The sequence below is a fragment of the Actinomycetospora callitridis genome (assembly GCF_028737265.1).
Lineage (GTDB): Bacteria > Actinomycetota > Actinomycetes > Mycobacteriales > Pseudonocardiaceae > Actinomycetospora > Actinomycetospora callitridis.
The window spans coordinates 196,885-213,358 of record NZ_JAQZAK010000004.1; the positions used below are offsets into that span (position 1 = coordinate 196,885).

Sequence of the window (16,474 nt, forward strand, 5' to 3'; positions counted from 1 at the left end):
GGGGCGGTGGTCCACGCGCTCGACGGTACGAGCAGCGCGCGGCGCGTGGGGGTCCTGGCGTGATCCGGCACGGGCTGGACGTGGTCGCCCCGACCTGGCCGACTGACCCCGACACGGTCGGACGGCAGAGAGGCAGCGGACATGGATCTGGGCATCGCGGGGCGGACGGCACTCGTCTGCGCCTCCACGTCGGGCCTCGGCCTCGCGACGGCGTCGGCCCTGGCCCACGACGGCGCGACGGTGGTGGTCTCCGGACGGTCCGACGAGCGCGTCCGCGACGCTGCGGCCGGACTGCCCGGCGCGGTCGGGATCGCGGTGGACCTGGTCGAGGAGGGGGGCGCGGAGCGGCTGTACGCGGCCACGGTCGAGCAGGTCGGCGAGCCCGACATCCTGGTGCTCAACGGCCCGGGCCCGGCGCCGGGCTCCGCCCGGGAGGTGGGTCCGGACGGCATCCGGACCGCGATCGCGACCCTCGTCGCCCCGCACCAGGTCCTGCTGGAGCGGGCGCTGCCCGGGATGATCGAGCGAGGGTGGGGCCGCGTCCTGAGCATCAGCTCCAGCGGTGTGCAGGCCCCCATCCCCGGGCTCGCGCTGTCGAACCTCGGTCGCGCGGCGCTGGCCGGCTACCTCAAGACCCTCGCGACGGAGGTGGCGGCGTCCGGGGTCACCGTCAACTCGCTGCTGCCCGGGCGCATCGCGACGGCGCGGGCGGAACAGGTCGACACGGCGGCCGCGGAACGCACCGGCCGCTCGCGCGAGGAGGTCGAGGCGGAGATCCGGGGCACCATCCCCGTGGGGCGGTACGGGGACCCCGCCGAGTTCGGCGCGGCCGCCGCGTTCCTGTGCAGCGCCCCGGCCGGCTACATCACGGGCACGGTGCTGCGCTGCGACGGCGGCATGCTGGCGACACCCTGACCTGCGGCCGGCCGGCGTCCGCCATCCGGGCGCTGATGCACCCGGTAGCGCACTTCCCGGCACGTGTGATCGACGTTACGCTCGCCCGCGTTTGGACTAGCGGAGTAGGCCTCTCAGAGAGGTGGCGTCGTGGGCAATTCGGTCCTGGGCGATCTTTCGAGTCAGCTGCGCGTGGCGTTCCACCGCGTCCAGGACTGGGCGTATCCGGATCAGGTCGATCGTGGAACGTTCCGGGCCTTCATGAAGACGCCGCACGACGTCGGCGGTGAGCCGGACCCTCCGGCCTTGTTCGAGGACAAGGAGGAGGAGCAGTGGGAGCTCAACACCTTCGTCACCTGTGAGGTCCTGGGCTGGCGGGGCATCTGGACCTCGGAGGAGCGCCGGAGGATCGGCAACGTCGATCTCGGACGGACGAACTATCTGGGCCTGCCCTATTACGGCCGCTGGCTGTGGGCGATCGCCCGTTGCCTGGTCGACAAGCGCCACATCACGCTCGGCGAGCTGATCGAGCGGGTGGGCGAGGTCCGCGACCGGTACGCCGGCGGCATCAACGGTCCCCTCGACGCCGCGCCCCGGACGACCGGGAACACGGACGCGGTCGCCCGCAACCACCACCACGTGGACGCGATCGGCAAGGGCGATCCGCAGTGCTTCGCCGACACGGCGGGCACGCCCGGGTTCGCGGTCGGTGATGCGGTGCTCGTGCGCGAGCTACCCACGATCTTCTACACGCGCACCCAGGAATACCTGAGGGGCGCGAGCGGAACGGTCGCCAAGGTCTCCTACGAGAGCCTGGCGCCGGAGGACGAGGCGTTCGACCGGGAGGACCAGGAGTCGGAGTGGTTCTACATCGTGCGCTTCCGGATGGCCGACCTGTGGACGGCGTACACGGGCCCTCCGAACGACACGCTCCAGGCAGAGATCTCGGAGCGGTGGCTCCGACCGGCGGTCTAGCCCGGCAGCACGCGCCGCGGAGACGAGGAGGGGGACAGGGATGACGGGGAACCACACGCATCAGCACGCCGGCACGGCACCGATGGTCGAGGAGGTCACCGACTTCGAGGTGCTGGAGATCGCTCTACGGGAGCTCGCCATCGAGAAGGGCCTGTTCACCGCCGAGGACCACCGGCGCTACACCGAGCACGTGGAGCAGCTCGAGCCGGCCGCCGGGTCCCGATTCGTCGCCAAGGCGTGGCTCGATCCGGAGTTCCGACGGCTGGCGCTCGACGATGCCATCGCCGCCTCCCGGGAGATGGGCGTCGACTGGCTCCATCCGACCGGGTTCGGCACCCCCAGCGACTTCACCGCGTTCGAGGTGCTCGAGGACACCCCGACGCTGCACCACGTGATCGTCTGCACCCTGTGCTCCTGCTATCCCCGCCCGATCCTGGGCATGTCGCCGGAGTGGTACCGGACGCCGAACTACCGTCGCCGCATCGTGCGGTGGCCGCGCCAGGTCCTCGCGGAGTTCGGCCTCTATCTGCCCGAGGACGTCGAGGTCCGCGTCGAGGACTCCAACTCGAAGCACCGGTTCATGGTGCTCCCGGTCCGGCCCGACGGGACGGAGGGATGGAGCGAGGAGCAGCTCACGGAGATCGTGACCCGCGACTGCCTGATCGGTGTCGCCCTGCCCAAGCCGGGGGTCACCGCGAACGCGGTCCGCCCGGTGCACCCCGCGATCCGTCCGGTGACGAGCGACTAGTCCACGGGAACAGGACATGACGACCGACCACGACATCGCCTCCGTCCGGGTCCGGACGCTGGAACACATCGTCGAGCACGACCAGATCTGGGAACGGGTGGCCGCGGAGTACGGCGTCACCCACGCGGTGCCGCCCTGGAAATCCAGCCTCGACGCGATGTGCGACGCGCTCGACGAGGAGGGGTCGGCGCTGCCCGTGCTCACCCGTCGGGACGACGAGGACCGCATCACGCGCGAGGTGTACGCCTCGCTGCCCCACCCGGAGAACCAGCTCGTCGCCCTGGCGCACTCGCTGGTCGCCCGGAATGTCATCGACGAGACCGAGCTGGCCGCCCGCCTGGAGGCGGTCCGCGCGCGGCTCGACGCGGGCGGGTCCTGACCGGCACCAGCCACCGCCGTCCCCTGCGGTGGATCTCAGGAGAGCAGCTGGGGCCCCGACGTACCGTGGGTGGGTGTCCGCCGCGAGGTCGTGCCGGCTGTGCTCGCAGGGGTCGCAGCCCTGGCAGGTGGCGCTGTGCGGCACCCGGGCCCGGCTGCACGGCGACGACCCGGCCGCTCAGCTCGTCCGCTTCGTCACGGTGGGCGTGATCAGTTCGCTGGTCTACTTCGGCCTGTTCCTGCTGCTGCGCCCGCTCGGCATCCAGCTGGCCAACCTGACCGGCGCCGTCGTCTCGTCCGTCCTGGCCAACGAGCTGCACCGGCGACTCACCTTCCACGCCGGGGGACGGATCGGCTGGTGGACGGCGCAGTGGGAGGGCGGCGGGCTGGCGGCCGCCGGCCTGGTCGCCACCGCCACCGCCCTGGCGGTGCTCGACCCCGTGGTGAGCGATGCCTGGTGGGCGCAGGTGCTGCTCATCGGAGCGGTGACCGGCGCGGTCGGTTCGGTGCGGTTCGTCGTGCTCCGACTGTGGGTGTTCTCCACCCACGCGCGCCGGACCACGGCGCGGCCCGAGCCCGAACCGGCCTGACCCGAGCGCCTCGACCGGCCCGCCCTCAGATGTTCGACGCGTCGGGCGGGAGCCCCGCCGGAGGCCGGGGCATCGCGTCCCCGCCGGACGCGGCCGTGCACGAGGCGTCGAGGGTGTAGGCGGTCATCGACAGGGACCCGTACGCGTACCCGTCGACGAGGACGTCCATCTTCGGGTCGGCGCTCGCCCCGGCCATCCCGGCGAAGTACAGGGCCGGGATGAAGTGGTCCGGTGTCGGCACCGCGTGCCCGAAGTCGGCGTGGGCGTCGAGCGAGGCGAACTCCGTGGGCGCCGTCAGCATCCGCTCGCGCGAGACGTCGCTGAACCGCCGCGCCCAGTCGTACCCGTCGTCGGCGAGGCGCCAGTCCATCGCCCGCAGGTTGTGCACCACGTTGCCGCTGCCGATCACGAGCACGCCGCGCCGGCGCAGCGGAGCGAGCTTCGCACCCAGCTCGAGATGGTAGTCGAAGGGCTTGTCGGCGTTGATGCTCAGCTGCACGACGGGGATCGAGGCGTCGGGGAAGGCGTGCAGGAGCACGGACCAGGTGCCGTGGTCGATCCCCCAGCTGTCCACGTCGGCCCCGACCCAGGTCGGGTGGACGATCTCGCTGATCTCGTCGGCGAGCTCGGGCAGTCCCGGTGCGGGGTACTGGACGTCGAAGAGCTCGGCCGGGAAGCCGTAGAAATCGTGGATGGTGCGCGGTCGCGGCATGACGGTGACGGCGGTGGCGTTGATGTACCAGTGCGCGCTGATCACCAGGATCGCGCGCGGGCGCGGCACCGCGGCGCCCAGCGAGTGCCAGGCCGTGGTGTAGCGGTTCACCGCCAGCGCGTTCATCGGGTTCCCGTGCCCGAGGAAGGCGGCCGGCATCAGCGCGTCCTCCGGCGCCGGCCCTGTCGTGGTGCCGGGGTCGACCATCGCGGTCCACCACCTTCCTGTGGGCCCGTGGGCCTGCTCGGTGCTCCCCCACCCTCTCGGCTCTTCCGCGCGGGCACATCCCGCAGACGGGCGCAGCGCCCCTACGGCACGTCGCTGGGCTCGGAGACGAAGTGGGCGCTGCCGAGGAACACGAACTGGACGAAGCCGGCCAGGGCGATCACCACCGGCAGGAAGATCCCGGCCAGGTTCATGTCCCAGGCACCGACCGGGAAGTAGACGGCACCGGCGGCGAACATCGCCGCGGCCACGGTCGCCTTGGACACCGCGACGCGGCGCAACCACGCGGGGTGGCGCAGGGTCACGAGGATCGCCACTCCGATCGCGGCGAGGACCGCGAACTGGGGCAGGCCCAGCCGGACACCGGCCACGGTCGCCGTCGCGGCCTCCCCGGCGTCCAGGAGGCCGAGGCCGACGCCACCGAGCGCCAGCGCGAGGACGCCCTCCACCGCCATCGAGAGCCGGGTCCGACGCGTGAACCGCCGTGCCTCCTCCTCGAGGTGGACGGTGGCCATCGCCCGCACGTCCCGACCCGTCGCCACGCTCCCCATCACCGCGCTCCTTCCCCTCACGTCGCACTGCTCGTCGCGGGGCGGCCGGTCCGCCCTCACCACCGAGCATGTCGCGAGGTACCGCGGCCCTGGTTGTAGAGTCGGACAATTCGGTGACCCTACGTTGTCGGGAGTCGACAGATGATCACGCTGGATCGTCTCGTCAACGTGCTGGCCGGCAGCGGCACCCGGCTCGCCGGCGGAGCCCGCGGGCGTGACGTCATGCTGCGGAGCCTGGTCGTGCACGACCCGACCGATCCGCGCACCGCCACCGGCGACGTCTTCCTGGCCGTCGGCGTCGACTCGACGGCCGAGGCGGTCGACCTGGCCGCGTCGGCGCACGCGGCCGTGGTGCTCGTCCGCGCCCCGGCGCCGCTCGGACCCGCGATCTCCGCGACGGCCGAGCACGCGGGCATCGCCGTCGTGCTGGCCGACCCCGAGGTCTCGTGGAGCCATCTCACCGGGCTGGCCTACGGGTTGGTCCTCGAGGGCCGCGAGACCGAGTCGGGCCGGGGCCCGACCGACCTGTTCGCCCTGGCCGACACCCTCGCCGCCGCGCTGCGCGACTCCTCGGTCGTGATCGAGGACCAGCTCTCCCGCGTGCTGGCCTACTCGAGCTCCGACGACGTCGTCGACACGGTGCGCTCGCAGACCATCCTGGGTCGACGGCTGCCCGACCGCGTCCGGGAGCTCTTCGCCGAGCGCGGGGTGTTCCGCCACCTCGCCGCCTCCGACGAGCCCCTGTTCGTCGAGCCGTCCGCGGCGCACGGCTTCGGCGGGCGCATGGTCATCGCCGTGCGCGCGGGCCGGGAGCTCCTGGGCTCGCTGTGGGTCGAGAGCGCCGTCCCCTTCGACGCCGCGCGGAGCCGGGTCCTCGAGGACGGCGCACGGACCGCCGCGCTGCACCTGCTGCGCTCGCGCGCCAGCGCCGACCTGGAGCGCCAGGTGGAGTCCGACCTGGTCACCCGCCTCCTCGAGGGCATCGGCGACGCCCCGGCGATGATCAGCCAGCTCGGGCTGCCCCGGCACGGACTGCGCGTCGTGGCGCTGCAGGCCCACGTGGAGGACGAGCAGCACGCCGGGGTCCTGCTGGCCTTCGAGCACGTGACCACGGGCTTCGGCTGGTCCCGTCCGGGCCGCAGCGCCCTGTTCGCCCACACCGTCTACACCCTGCTCCCCGCCGGGGACGACACCGTCGAGACCGCCCGCGAGTGGCTGGCGTCGGTGCGCGGCGGTCTCCCCGCCCACGTGGGACTGGTGGCCGGGATCGGCGGTCCGGCCGAGGCCCCGCTGCTGCCGGCCAGCCGCCGCGAGGCCGACGAGTGCCTGGCCCTGCACGCCGCCCGTCCTGACCTCCCGCCCGTGGCGTACGACGAGTCGTGGGATCGGATCGTGCTCCGCCGCCTGCGTGCCGTCACCGCCGCGGGCCGCATGCCCGAGCGCGGTCCGGTGGCCGAGCTCCAGCGGCACGACCGGCGCCACGGGACACACCACGTCGAGACGTTGCGGGCCTGGCTGGCCGCCCACGGGGACATCGGGGTCGCCGCGGCCACCCTCGACGTCCACCCGAACACGGTGCGGTACCGCCTGCGGAAGATGGACGAGGCCACTCCCCTCGCCACCGATCACCCGGACCAGCGACTCGCCCTGATCATCGCCCTCGCCGCGACGGACGAGGACCAGCTCTCGTAGCTCACGTCCGCCCGGGCGGCGGTGCACCGGCGGTGCCCGGAGCGGCGCCCACCAGCGGCGTCCGTCGGAGTCGGCGCACGAGCCAGACCAGCAGGACGGCCACCGCGGCGAAGAACACCGCGGGGCCCGGGGCCTGCGCCACGACCATCAGCAGCGCGAGGGCCGCGAAGACCACCGACCCCACGGCGTGGAACGCCAGCTCGAAGGTGCGCTGCCGCCGGGCCCGCCACGCGTACGTGGAGAAGGCCGTGGACCACCCGGGGTCCTCGGCGAGCAGGTGGTTCTCGATGTCGAGCAACATCGCGCGTTCTCGGTCGTCGAGCATGTCGGGCCTCCCATCGGGCCTCGGGTCGGTCGGGATCAGCGCACGGGATCGAACGGGAGCAGCGCGGGCGGCTGCTTCCCGGTGGTGATCTGTTCGGCCAGCAGGCGCCCGGTCACCGGCCCGAGGGTCACGCCCCACATGCCGTGGCCGCCCGCGACGTAGACGCCGGGCCGGCGCGTCGCACCCACGAGCGGGAGCGCGTCGGTGGTGACGGGGCGCGCACCCACCCACGGAGTGCTGCGCTCGTCCCAGCGGACCCCGGCGAGCAGGTCGCGGACCGAGGCGACGACGGCGTCGGCCCGGGTGGTGTCGGCCGGTCGGTCGGCCGCACGGAACTCCATCGTGCCCGCCACCCGCAGGCGGCCCCGGTACGGCGTGCACGCGACGCGCGCCCCCGGCAGGTAGATCGGGCCGGGTACCGGGGCATCGGTCGGCACGGTGAACGAGTAGCCGCGACCGGCGCGCACCGGCATGCGCACACCGCGACCGCGGGCGAGATCGCCGAGGTGTGCGCCGGTCGCGAGCACCGCGACGTCCGCACCGATGGGCGGGCCCTCGTCCGCGGACACGAGGACGCGACCCCGGTCGCCCCGGAGCGCCGAGACGGTCATCCGGGACCGGATGGTGGCGCCGCGCCGGACGACGGCGTGGGCCAGCTGGTCGACGAACCGCGCAGGGTCGACGAACCGTTGCCCGTCGACGCGCACCCCCGCCACGATGCGGTGCGAGAGCTGGGGACGCGCGGCGTGCAGCTCCGCCCCGTCGAGATCGTGGGACGACACCGGCACACCGACGGCTTCCACGAGGGCGAGCTCCCGCCGGAAGGCCGCGGCCGCTCGGGGATCCGAGAACCCCGCGACGATCGGGGACTCGACGTCCCCGACGTCGACGCCCTCGCCGGCCAGCGTGTCGTAGGCCGCCAGGCTCTCGACGAGGAGAGGCAGGGAGGCCTCGAGCGCCCGGCGCCGGTGCCGGGTGGTGCAGTGGGCGGCGAAGCGCAGCAGGAAGCTCCACAGCCGCGGGTCCGGGCGCGCGGGGACGCTGAGCGGAGCACGGGGATCGAACAGCCCCCGCAACCCCTCCCCCAGCACGTGCGGCGACGTCAGCGGCAGCGCGAGCCCCGGCGACACCCACCCCGCGTTGCCCCACGAGGCGCCGCTGCCGACCTCGTCACGGTCGACCACCGTCACGTGGACCCCGCGGTCCTGCAGGAACCACGCCGTCGACAGCCCGACGACTCCCGCCCCGACGACGACCGCACTACGCGGCGTCATGTCGCCACCGAACCCCGACATGGCCGACCTCCCTTGGACACCAGAGACGTCTCCGACGATGGCCGAGACCGCACCTGGATTCGTTGTCCGCAGAGGACAAAGCCCCCGGGATTCATTGGCGCAAGAACACAACCGGCGCTCGCGGCCGGGGCCGCACCCTGAGGCGACGGAGACGGACTCCGCGCTCCGGCGAGCTCACGCCGGGCAGCCCGTCAAGGAGGCGCGCATCGTGGGGATCGACGGCGGAGCGTGGCTGAGCGCGCAGGGCTATCAGCAGACCCGCACCGAGCTCGAGCGGCTCCTGCTGAGCCACCGCTCGGACAGCACGCGACTCGACGTCGACGACGACGCCGGGGCTCGTCACCGGTGGCGGGAACGGCGGATCCGCCATCTCCAGGAGCTCCTGCTCGGCGCGACCGTCGGCACCGCACCGGCGGACGACGGCATCGCCGAGCCGGGCATGGTGCTCACCGTCCGCATCGACGACGACCCGGAGACGGAGACGTTCCTGCTCGCCGAGAGCAACGTCCCGGCCCCCTCCGAGATCGAGGTCTCCTCGCCGGCCTCCCCCATCGGACGGGCCGTGCTCGGCGCGCGCGGCGGCGACACCCGCACCTGCCGGCTCCCCGACGGGCAGACGATCTCGATCACGCTCCTCGCCGCGAGGCCCTACGGAAACGAGGGCGCCGTGCTCGACCGGACGGGCGCCGGCGAGGGGTGAGCGTGCGGTGGAGCACGAGCGCTCGCTGGAACGCACGTCACACTGACTACCCGATCGGGTGGTCGGTCGGCCCCGTCCCCTGACAAGGTGGTCGAGGGGCGACGGAGGACAGTCGATGATGACGACCGAGCCGGAGGTCTCGACGCCCGCCGTGGCACGGCGGGCGCCCCGTGACGCGTCAGCTCGGTTCAGGGCGCCGACGCACGTGCACAACGTCATCGAGCGGCGGCGGGTGCTCGCGGACCTGCGTCGTTCCGAACCGCGGCGGCTCACGGTCATCCACGCCCCGGCCGGGTACGGGAAGTCGACGCTGGCGGTGCAGTGGCTGGCGATCCTGCAGGACGGCGGGGCCCAGGTGGCCTGGCTCGGCCTGCACGGCGACGACAACGACCCGCACTGGTTCCTCGCCCACCTGCTCGAGGCCGTGCGCCGGGCCCTCCCGTCGGCGGCGGAAGCCATCGGCGACCTCGCGGCCCTGATCGAGCAGAACGCCGAGAACATGCAGGGCTACACCCTGTCGGCCCTCCTCGAGGTCATCGGCGACCTCGACGGCCGGTTCGTGCTCGCGTTCGACGACTGGCATCTCGTCGACGACTCCGGTGCCCGGCGGGCGCTGGTCCACCTCCTGGACTTCGCGCCACCGAACCTGGCGATCGTGCTCACCAGCCGCCGGCGGCCGCAGTTGCCGCTGAGCCGGCTGCGCGTGCGGTGTCAGCTGGTGGAGATCGACGCCGACCTGCTGCGCTTCGACCTCGACGAGACCCGGGAGTTCCTCGTCGAGCTCAACGGGCTGCGCCTCGACGGCGACGACGTCGCGCGGCTCTCCGCCGGCACCGACGGATGGGTCGCCGCGCTGCAGCTGGCGTCGCTGTCGTTGCGGGACAGTGCGGATCCTGCCGCGTTGATCAGGGGGTTCTCCGGACGTCACCACTCGGTGGGCGAGTACCTGGCGGAGAACGTGCTCGACGCGCTCCCGGCCGACGTCCTGGACTTCCTGCTGGCCACCTCGGTGTGCGACCGGCTCTGCGGCGACCTTGCGGGCGTACTCGCCGGCCGGGGGGACGGCCAGGCGATGCTCGAGGAGCTCGAGAGCCGGGACCTGTTCCTGCGTCCCCTCGACACCGAACGGGAGTGGTTCCGCTACCACCACCTGTTCGCCGACTACCTCCGCCGTCGCCTCGACCGCGACCATCCCGACCGGGTCGTCGAGCTGCACGCCCGGGCGTCGGCGTGGTTCGCCGAGCAGGCCCTGGTCCCGGAGGCCGTGGCGCACGCGCTGAGCGGCGGCGACATCCGGCGGGCCACCGACCTCGTCGAACGGCACGCGATGCCGCTCGTGGAGCACAGCCGGATGGTGAGCCTGCTGGGGCTGCTCGGCCGGCTGCCGGGCACCGCGGCCGACGACCGGCCGAGGCTGCTGATGGCGGTCGCGTGGGCGAACTGCCTGCTGCAGCGGAGCGCGGCGGCCCAGTCCTCGCTCGACGCCCTCCGACCGGCGCTGTCGAGCGCGGGAGGCTCCGAGGAGATGCGCAGCGAGGCCGACGTCGTGCAGGCGTGCATCGACGTCTACGGCGACCGCACCGACCGGGCCGAGCGCCTGGTCGAGCAGAGCCTCCAGTGCGCACGCAGCTACCGGCCGTGGGTGGTGGCGGTGGCGGCGAACATCCAGTCCTTCTGCGACATCCACGCGATGCGGTTCGCCCGCGCCCGCGAGCGGCAGCGTTGGGCCGTCCCGTTCCACGAGCGGACCACCGGCCCGTTCTCCGGCGTGTACGGCCGCTGCTTCGCCGGGATCGCCGCGCTCTCACAGCTCGACATCCCCGAGGCAGAGGCGCAGCTCGAGGGCGCCGTCGTCCTGGCCCGGAGGTCGGCGGGGCGCCGCTCGCATGCCGCCCAGCTGGCCGGTGCGCTGCTCGGGGAGCTGCACTACCTCCGGGGCGAGGTCGCCGAAGCCGAACGGCTGCTGGACGAGGGCGGCGAGCTCGGGGCGGAGAGCGGGGTCGTCGACTTCATGATCGCGAGCTTCGTGCTGTTGGCACGTATCAAGGCCGGGCGCGGCGCGACCGACGAGTCGGCGGAGGTGCTCGTGGAGGGCGCACGGGTCGCCGACCGGCTGGGGCTGGCGCGACTGCGAGCAGCGGTCGGCGCGGAGCGCGTCGTCCAGATGCTCGCGCGGGGTCGCACCAGGGAGGCGCACCGGGTGGCCCGCGACCTGCCGGAGGGCTCGTCGCGACACGACGGGATCGGTCTGCGGATCGATCAGTTCCGGACGTCGTCGCTCGCGGCGGTGCTCTCCGCCCAGGGCGAGCACGATCGGGCCGTGGCTCTCGTCGAGGACCTGGTCGCCGAGGCCACGGACAACGGGCAGGTGCGCGTCGCGGTGGAGCTCTCGATCCAGCTGACCGGGATCGAGCAGCGCGCCGCCCGCTATCTGGCCGCGGAGCGCACCCTGGCGGGGGTCCTGGACAGGGTCGTCGCGGCGGGCGTCCCCCAGCTCGTCCACGAGGGCGGCCCGGACGTCCGGACGGTGCTCGGACGCGTCGTCAGCCGTGCCCGCGGAGGTGCCGTCGACGACTCGGTGCCGCCACTCGAGGACCTGGAGGCCCTGCTGGCGACGGCGCCGGACCCGGTCGGCCGGCCCTCGGTGGGGGACCTCAACGGTCGGGAGCTCGAGGTCGTCCGGATGCTGGACGTCGGGCGGAGCAACCAGCAGATCGCGTGCGCCCTGGGCGTCACCGTGAACACGGTGAAGTGGCACCTCAAGAACATCTTCAGCAAGCTCGACGTCGCCAACCGCGCGGAGGCGGCGTCCGTGGCGCGACGAGGTGGTTTGTTGGTGTGACCGGGATCGGCCCGCTGGATCGTCCGGCGGACCGACCCCGGTCGCCCGGTCACAGAGAGGCGTAGAGGGCCTGCTCGAACTCGCCGTAGAGCGCGAACGCCCCGGGCGAGACGAACGGGAGCGAGTTGGTGTAGATCGACGCGCAGATCCCGGTCGTGGGGTCCACCCAGAAGTGGGTGTTGAACAGGCCCGCCCAGGCGCCGCTGCCCGCACGGCGGCCGCCCGGCACGTCGGCGGTGTTGAGCAGCAGCCCGTAACCCCACTTCCAGCCGGGTCCGGCGTTGAACGAGTAGGTGGTCGCCGGGTCGGCCGTGGGGATCTCGGGCGGGAAGTTCAGGGCGCCGATCTGGTTGGTGAAGGCGTCCTCGACGCTCGCCTCGGCGAGGATCCGCTCGCCGTCGAGCTCACCGCCGCGCAGCAGGGCCTGCTCGAAGCGGATGTAGTCGCGAGGGGTGGAGTACAGACCGTGGCCCCCGGCCCACCACTCGGGTTCCTGCGGGAGCAGTTCGCCGGCCGAGGCCCAGCTCCCGCCCTCACCCGGCACGTGGACGGTCACGGCGTTCTCGGTGCGGGCCGGATCGAGCAGGAACATCGTGTCGGTCATGCCGAGCGGGCCGGTGATCTTCTCCTTGACCACCACGTCGAGGCCCTGACCGGTGACGGCCTCGATCACCTTCCCGAGCCAGTCGGTGTTGATGCCGTAGGTGAACCGGGCACCGGGATCGTGCAGCAGCGGGGCCTTGAACGCTCCGGCGCCACCGAGGACGTTCGGGGTGCCCGTGACCTGCTCGTACCGGGCCAGGTCGGCGTCGAAGAACCAGTAGCCCAGGCCCGAGGTGTGGGTGAGCAGGTGGCGGACGGTCGCCTGGGTGCGGGGTGCCCGCAGCCGTGGGGTGTCGCCGTCGAAGCCGTCGAGGACCTGGAGGTCGGCGAACTCCGGGCAGAACTCGGCCACCGGGGCGTCGACGTCGAGGCGCCCGGACTCGCGGAGCTGGAGCGCCGCCACGGTCGCGACCATCTTGGTCATCGACATGATCCGGAACTGCGTACCGGTGGTGACGGTGCCGCCCTGGCCGACGGTCGGGGCACCGGCACCGCCCTCGTAGACGATGCCGTCGCGGTCGGCGGCGATGGCCGCGACGTGCGGCACCGCACCGTCGTCGACCGCGGCCTGCAGGACCTTGTCGATGGCGCTGCTGTCGAAGGACTTGCTCATGATCGGTCTCCGGTCTGCTGGCGCGCCGGTCCCGGGACCCGGGTGCGACGCGAAGGGTGAGCGAGGAGGAAGGGGCTCAGGTCCGGGAGAAGGTCGGGTAGCCGCCGGCGGCCTCGTCGTCGCACTTCTGGCGGTAGGTGCCGACACCCCCGATGTAGGACAGCAGCCGACGTGGCTTGCCCGGGACGTTCGAGCCGAGATACCAGGAAGTGGTCTTGGGAACGAGCGTCGCGTTGGCGAGCTCCTCGTGATGGGCGACCCAGGCGTCCTCGCCGTCCGCGGTCGGCTCGATGGTCGACTTCCCGTCGGCCTTGAGGTCCCGGATCGCCCCGCTGATCCACTCGGTCTGCTGCTGCAGGCAGGTGGTCATGTTGCACAGCGCCGCCGACGGCGCGAGGGGCACCGCGGTGGTGAGCAGGTTCGGGTAGCCGTGCTTGGCCAGGCCCATCGTGGTGCGGATGTCCTGCCCCCACTCCTCGGCCAGCGAGCGGTTGTCCCGGCCGCGGAGGTCGATGCGGGTCAGCGCGCCGGTGCCGGCGTCGAAGCCGGTGGCGAGGATGATCACGTCGAACTCGTGGAGGGTGCCGTCGGCGAGCTCGATCCCCTCGGGGCGGATCTGCGCGATCGCGTTGTCGCGGACGTTGACCAGGTCGACGTTGTCCTGGTGGTAGACCTCGAGGTAGCCGTTCTCCAACGGCACCCGGTGGGTGCCGAACCCGTAGTCGGTCGGCACGAGGGTGTCGATGAGGTGCTGGTCGCCGCGCAGGCGCGCACGCATCTTGTCGCGCACGAACTCCGAGACCGCCTCGCTGATCTCGTCGACGAAGAACACCTCACCGAACCCGGCGAGCCAGAGCTTGAGCGACCCGTCCTGATAGATCTCCTCGAGGATCTCCTGGCGTCGCTCCGGGGAGCAGTCCGCCCAGGCGTGCTCGAAGTCGTACTCGAAGCCGGAGAACGTGTGCGGGATCGTGGCCTTGAGCTCCTCGAAGCGGCTCTTGTACCAGTCCTGTTCCTCCGGCCCGTAGGTCGGATTCTTCATCGGCAGCATGTACTGCGGGGTGCGGGCGAAGACCGTGAGGTGGCCGACCTCGGAAGCGATCGTCTGGATGACCTGGATCCCCGTCGCGCCGACCCCGACGACACCGACGCGCTTGCCCTCCAGCTGCGGGCCCTCGGCGGGATAGGCCGACGTGAACACCAGCTGCCCGTCGAACGACTCGATGCCCGGGATGTTCCGCAGGGGCGCGGAGAGCATCCCTGCGCAGGAGACGAAGAACTGGGTGTCGACGACGTCGCCCTGGTCGGTGTGCACGAGCCACCGGCCGCGATCCTCGTCGTAGTGCGCGGAGGTGACCCTCGTGCCGAACTGGATGTCCTTGCGCAGATCGAGTCGGTCAGTGATGTAGTGCATCCACCGCTCGATCTCCGGCTGGCCGGGGAACTTCTGGCTCCAGCTCCAGTCCTTGTAGAGCTTCTCGTCGAACAGGTACTGGTAGATGTAGCCCTCGGAATCGAAGCGTGCGCCCGGGTACCGGTTCCACCACCAGGTCCCACCGACGTCGCCGGCGGCGTCGAACGCCTTCACCCGCAAGCCCTGCTCGCGGAGCTGGTGGAGCTGGTAGAGGCCGGCCACGCCGGCCCCGAGCACCACGGCGTCCAGCTCGGTCACGCGACTCTCCCCTTTCCCGTTCGGGGTCACGTCGGTGGCTGAAGTCATGTGTCGGTGCTCCTTCGTGGAAGGTCCGTGTTCGCGGACTCGAAAGCCCGAGGCGTGCGTCGTCGGGATGGCGCGCATGACGCGCGGGCGATCGCCGCAGCGGCCGCGCGGCGGTCAGGGAGACGTCATCAACGGCCTGCGGGCGGTCGGCCTCGGAGCTGCATCACCCGGAGCACAGGGCCCGCTCCACCGTGGGAGAAGGTGATGCAGAGAACCCTGACACCGTCGCCGGGACGGCGACCCACCTATCCGGGTAGTGACCGAGACCGTCGCCGGGTAGCGCGCCGAGCCGAGGTCCGGGGCCATGCCGATGTCCTGAGACACCACACGATCGGGCGCCGAGCACGGGTTCGAGCGAGCGCCCGGCTCGACGAGCCGTGAGCCTGGAGCCGGTATGAGCTGGCAACCGCTCCTGGAGTTCGTGGGCTCGACCGCGTACGGCGTGCTGTCCGCACTGATCCCGATCTTCAACAGCGAGATCTACATCGTGGCGTCCCAGGTCGGAGGGTTCGCCGAAGAGGTCACGGCGGCGACCGGCTGCGCCCTCGGCCAGAGCATCGGGAAGGTCGGCGTGGTCGTCGGACTGCGGCGGGGCGCGACCTCCGGGTGGGTCCGGCGGATGCGCGACCGTCCCCGGAAACCGGCCGGGAAGGTGCGGATGACGGTGCGAGGCTGGTCGGACCGCATGATGGGGCTCCTCGGTGGATCCCGGTGGGGAGTGGCGGTCGTCTTCCTCTCGGCCTGCGTGTTCATCCCGCCGCTGTATCCGCTGACGCTCGCCGTCGCCGGAACGCGGATGTCCGTCATCGCCTTCGGCCTCGCCGTCCTCGTCGGGCGGATGCTGCTGTTCCTGGCCATCGCCTTCGGGGTGTCGGCTCTGGTCCGTTGATCGGTGTCCGCCTCGGGCCGGGCACGCCACGGTGCGCCTCGGCGAGCTCGCGGTCCTGACACCGGAGGACGTCGGTCAGCCGGGGACCTTGTAGCCGTGCCGGAGGATGTCCCGTGCCCCGTCGGCCTGCTGGGTCCCCTGGGGGCCGGTCGAGCCGAGCCACGCCAGCATGGCGGCGCACCCCACGAGGTCGTGGGCGGTGACCTCCGGCCTCGCCACCCCGGCCTCCTGGGACTCGGCGAGGAACCTCGTGGTGGTGGCGATCATCTCCTCGCACGCGGGGCCGAGCGGGGTCGGCTGCCCACCCTCCAACGCGCCCACCAGCGGGCCGGACAGGCCGCGGTAGCTCGCGACGTGTCGCTCCACCTCGCCCAACCAGGCGTCCAGCCGCTCCGCGGGCCCGACGTCCCGTGCGATGCGCTCGCCGGCCGCGCGGAGCTCGTCGTTCTCGACCCGGAGGACCTCGGCCACCAGGCAGTCCCGGTCGGGGAAGTGTCGGTAGAGCGTCCCCGGACCCACGCCGGCCTCCCGGGCGATGGCCTCCAGCGAGGTCGTGACGCCGTGGAGCCGCAGGTGCCGCCGGGCGACCGCGACCAGCAACTCGCGGTTGCGCCGCGCGTCGGAGCGCATCGGCCGGTCGGTGTCCGCCATGCGCGTCCTCCCCCCTGCCGTCCCCGTGTCGACCCTCCGTGGGTGCCACTGCGGGCAGGTTACCGGAGGCA

The 16,474-nt window shown here is 72.5% G+C and carries 16 protein-coding genes; 9 read left to right on the forward strand and 7 right to left on the reverse strand.

The genetic code is table 11. The annotated features are described in order from the left end of the window. The first annotated feature begins 141 nt into the window (after positions 1–141). The 5 genes from PH191_RS15420 (at position 142) to PH191_RS15440 (ending at position 3,585) form a co-directional block, all read left to right on the forward strand. On the forward strand, positions 142–915 hold the full coding sequence (locus PH191_RS15420) for an SDR family oxidoreductase (RefSeq protein WP_274195506.1): 774 nt from the start codon (positions 142–144) through the stop codon (positions 913–915). Positions 916–1,155: 240 nt separating this feature from the next. Further along, positions 1,156–1,869: an SH3-like domain-containing protein gene (locus tag PH191_RS15425; protein WP_274195507.1), complete on the forward strand. Its 714-nt coding sequence runs from the start codon at positions 1,156–1,158 to the stop codon at positions 1,867–1,869. Positions 1,870–1,909: 40 nt separating this feature from the next. After that, positions 1,910–2,617: a thiocyanate hydrolase subunit gamma gene (gene scnC / locus PH191_RS15430; RefSeq protein WP_274195508.1), complete on the forward strand. Its 708-nt coding sequence runs from the start codon at positions 1,910–1,912 to the stop codon at positions 2,615–2,617. Between the two features lie 16 nt (positions 2,618–2,633). Continuing rightward, on the forward strand, positions 2,634–2,996 hold the full coding sequence (locus PH191_RS15435; protein ID WP_274195509.1) for a hypothetical protein: 363 nt from the start codon (positions 2,634–2,636) through the stop codon (positions 2,994–2,996). Positions 2,997–3,069: 73 nt separating this feature from the next. Continuing rightward, positions 3,070–3,585, forward strand: coding sequence for a GtrA family protein (locus PH191_RS15440; protein WP_274195510.1), 516 nt, complete (start codon positions 3,070–3,072; stop codon positions 3,583–3,585). Positions 3,586–3,610: 25 nt separating this feature from the next. Here PH191_RS15440 and ygiD read toward each other — a convergent pair whose 3' ends face one another. Both ygiD and PH191_RS15450 read right to left on the reverse strand, forming a co-directional pair. Next, positions 3,611–4,504: a 4,5-DOPA-extradiol-dioxygenase gene (gene ygiD, locus PH191_RS15445; RefSeq protein ID WP_274195511.1), complete on the reverse strand. Its 894-nt coding sequence runs from the start codon at positions 4,502–4,504 to the stop codon at positions 3,611–3,613. Between the two features lie 101 nt (positions 4,505–4,605). Beyond that, positions 4,606–5,073, reverse strand: a complete 468-nt coding sequence (locus PH191_RS15450; protein ID WP_274195512.1) for a hypothetical protein — start codon at positions 5,071–5,073, stop codon at positions 4,606–4,608. 141 nt (positions 5,074–5,214) lie between these two features. Here PH191_RS15450 and PH191_RS15455 point away from each other — a divergent pair, with 141 nt between their 5' ends. Next, positions 5,215–6,765, forward strand: a complete 1,551-nt coding sequence (locus tag PH191_RS15455) for a PucR family transcriptional regulator (protein WP_274195513.1) — start codon at positions 5,215–5,217, stop codon at positions 6,763–6,765. Position 6,766: 1 nt separating this feature from the next. Here the strand turns inward: PH191_RS15455 and PH191_RS15460 are convergent, their stop codons facing one another. Both PH191_RS15460 and PH191_RS15465 read right to left on the reverse strand, forming a co-directional pair. After that, positions 6,767–7,090, reverse strand: a complete 324-nt coding sequence (locus tag PH191_RS15460) for a DUF3040 domain-containing protein (RefSeq protein WP_274195514.1) — start codon at positions 7,088–7,090, stop codon at positions 6,767–6,769. A 35-nt stretch (positions 7,091–7,125) separates the two neighbouring features. Then, a complete protein-coding gene (locus PH191_RS15465) occupies positions 7,126–8,385 on the reverse strand; it encodes an NAD(P)/FAD-dependent oxidoreductase (protein ID WP_274195515.1) in 1,260 nt (419 codons plus the stop codon). 208 nt (positions 8,386–8,593) lie between these two features. Between PH191_RS15465 and PH191_RS15470 the strand changes: the two genes are divergently transcribed. Together PH191_RS15470 and PH191_RS15475 are read left to right on the forward strand one after the other, a co-directional pair. After that, the gene (locus tag PH191_RS15470; RefSeq protein WP_274195516.1) at positions 8,594–9,085 is read left to right on the forward strand and encodes a GreA/GreB family elongation factor; all 492 of its coding nucleotides are present in this window, start codon (positions 8,594–8,596) and stop codon (positions 9,083–9,085) included. A gap of 115 nt (positions 9,086–9,200) precedes the next feature. Beyond that, a complete protein-coding gene (locus PH191_RS15475) occupies positions 9,201–11,927 on the forward strand; it encodes a winged helix-turn-helix domain-containing protein (RefSeq protein WP_274195517.1) in 2,727 nt (908 codons plus the stop codon). A gap of 49 nt (positions 11,928–11,976) precedes the next feature. Here PH191_RS15475 and PH191_RS15480 read toward each other — a convergent pair whose 3' ends face one another. Together PH191_RS15480 and PH191_RS15485 are read right to left on the reverse strand one after the other, a co-directional pair. After that, positions 11,977–13,143, reverse strand: coding sequence for a serine hydrolase domain-containing protein (locus PH191_RS15480; RefSeq protein ID WP_274195518.1), 1,167 nt, complete (start codon positions 13,141–13,143; stop codon positions 11,977–11,979). A 76-nt stretch (positions 13,144–13,219) separates the two neighbouring features. Continuing rightward, entirely contained in the window at positions 13,220–14,815 is a 1,596-nt protein-coding gene (locus tag PH191_RS15485; RefSeq protein WP_274195519.1) for a flavin-containing monooxygenase, read from the reverse strand. 442 nt (positions 14,816–15,257) lie between these two features. On the opposite strand from PH191_RS15485, the gene PH191_RS15490 reads away from it, so the two are divergent. Then, positions 15,258–15,752 (forward strand): hypothetical protein, encoded by a 495-nt coding sequence (locus PH191_RS15490; RefSeq protein ID WP_274195520.1) that lies wholly within the window; start codon positions 15,258–15,260, stop codon positions 15,750–15,752. A gap of 75 nt (positions 15,753–15,827) precedes the next feature. Here PH191_RS15490 and PH191_RS15495 read toward each other — a convergent pair whose 3' ends face one another. Then, positions 15,828–16,403 (reverse strand): TetR/AcrR family transcriptional regulator, encoded by a 576-nt coding sequence (locus PH191_RS15495; RefSeq protein ID WP_274195521.1) that lies wholly within the window; start codon positions 16,401–16,403, stop codon positions 15,828–15,830. Positions 16,404–16,474 lie beyond the last annotated feature (71 nt).

Bases quoted from the DNA above. Each gene is read 5' to 3' on its own strand.
- PH191_RS15490 (WP_274195520.1), top strand. From the start codon at position 15,258: ATGAGCTGGCAACCGCTCCTGGAGTTCGTGGGCTCGACCGCGTACGGC.
- PH191_RS15425 (WP_274195507.1), top strand. From the start codon at position 1,156: ATGAAGACGCCGCACGACGTCGGCGGTGAGCCGGACCCTCCGGCCTTG.
- PH191_RS15475 (WP_274195517.1), top strand. From the start codon at position 9,201: ATGATGACGACCGAGCCGGAGGTCTCGACGCCCGCCGTGGCACGGCGG.
- PH191_RS15420 (WP_274195506.1), top strand. From the start codon at position 142: ATGGATCTGGGCATCGCGGGGCGGACGGCACTCGTCTGCGCCTCCACG.
- PH191_RS15495 (WP_274195521.1), bottom strand. From the start codon at position 16,403: ATGGCGGACACCGACCGGCCGATGCGCTCCGACGCGCGGCGCAACCGC.
- PH191_RS15450 (WP_274195512.1), bottom strand. From the start codon at position 5,073: ATGGGGAGCGTGGCGACGGGTCGGGACGTGCGGGCGATGGCCACCGTC.
- PH191_RS15480 (WP_274195518.1), bottom strand. From the start codon at position 13,143: ATGAGCAAGTCCTTCGACAGCAGCGCCATCGACAAGGTCCTGCAGGCC.
- ygiD (WP_274195511.1), bottom strand. From the start codon at position 4,504: ATGGTCGACCCCGGCACCACGACAGGGCCGGCGCCGGAGGACGCGCTG.
- PH191_RS15455 (WP_274195513.1), top strand. From the start codon at position 5,215: ATGATCACGCTGGATCGTCTCGTCAACGTGCTGGCCGGCAGCGGCACC.
- PH191_RS15465 (WP_274195515.1), bottom strand. From the start codon at position 8,385: ATGTCGGGGTTCGGTGGCGACATGACGCCGCGTAGTGCGGTCGTCGTC.
- scnC (WP_274195508.1), top strand. From the start codon at position 1,910: ATGACGGGGAACCACACGCATCAGCACGCCGGCACGGCACCGATGGTC.
- PH191_RS15435 (WP_274195509.1), top strand. From the start codon at position 2,634: ATGACGACCGACCACGACATCGCCTCCGTCCGGGTCCGGACGCTGGAA.
- PH191_RS15460 (WP_274195514.1), bottom strand. From the start codon at position 7,090: ATGCTCGACGACCGAGAACGCGCGATGTTGCTCGACATCGAGAACCAC.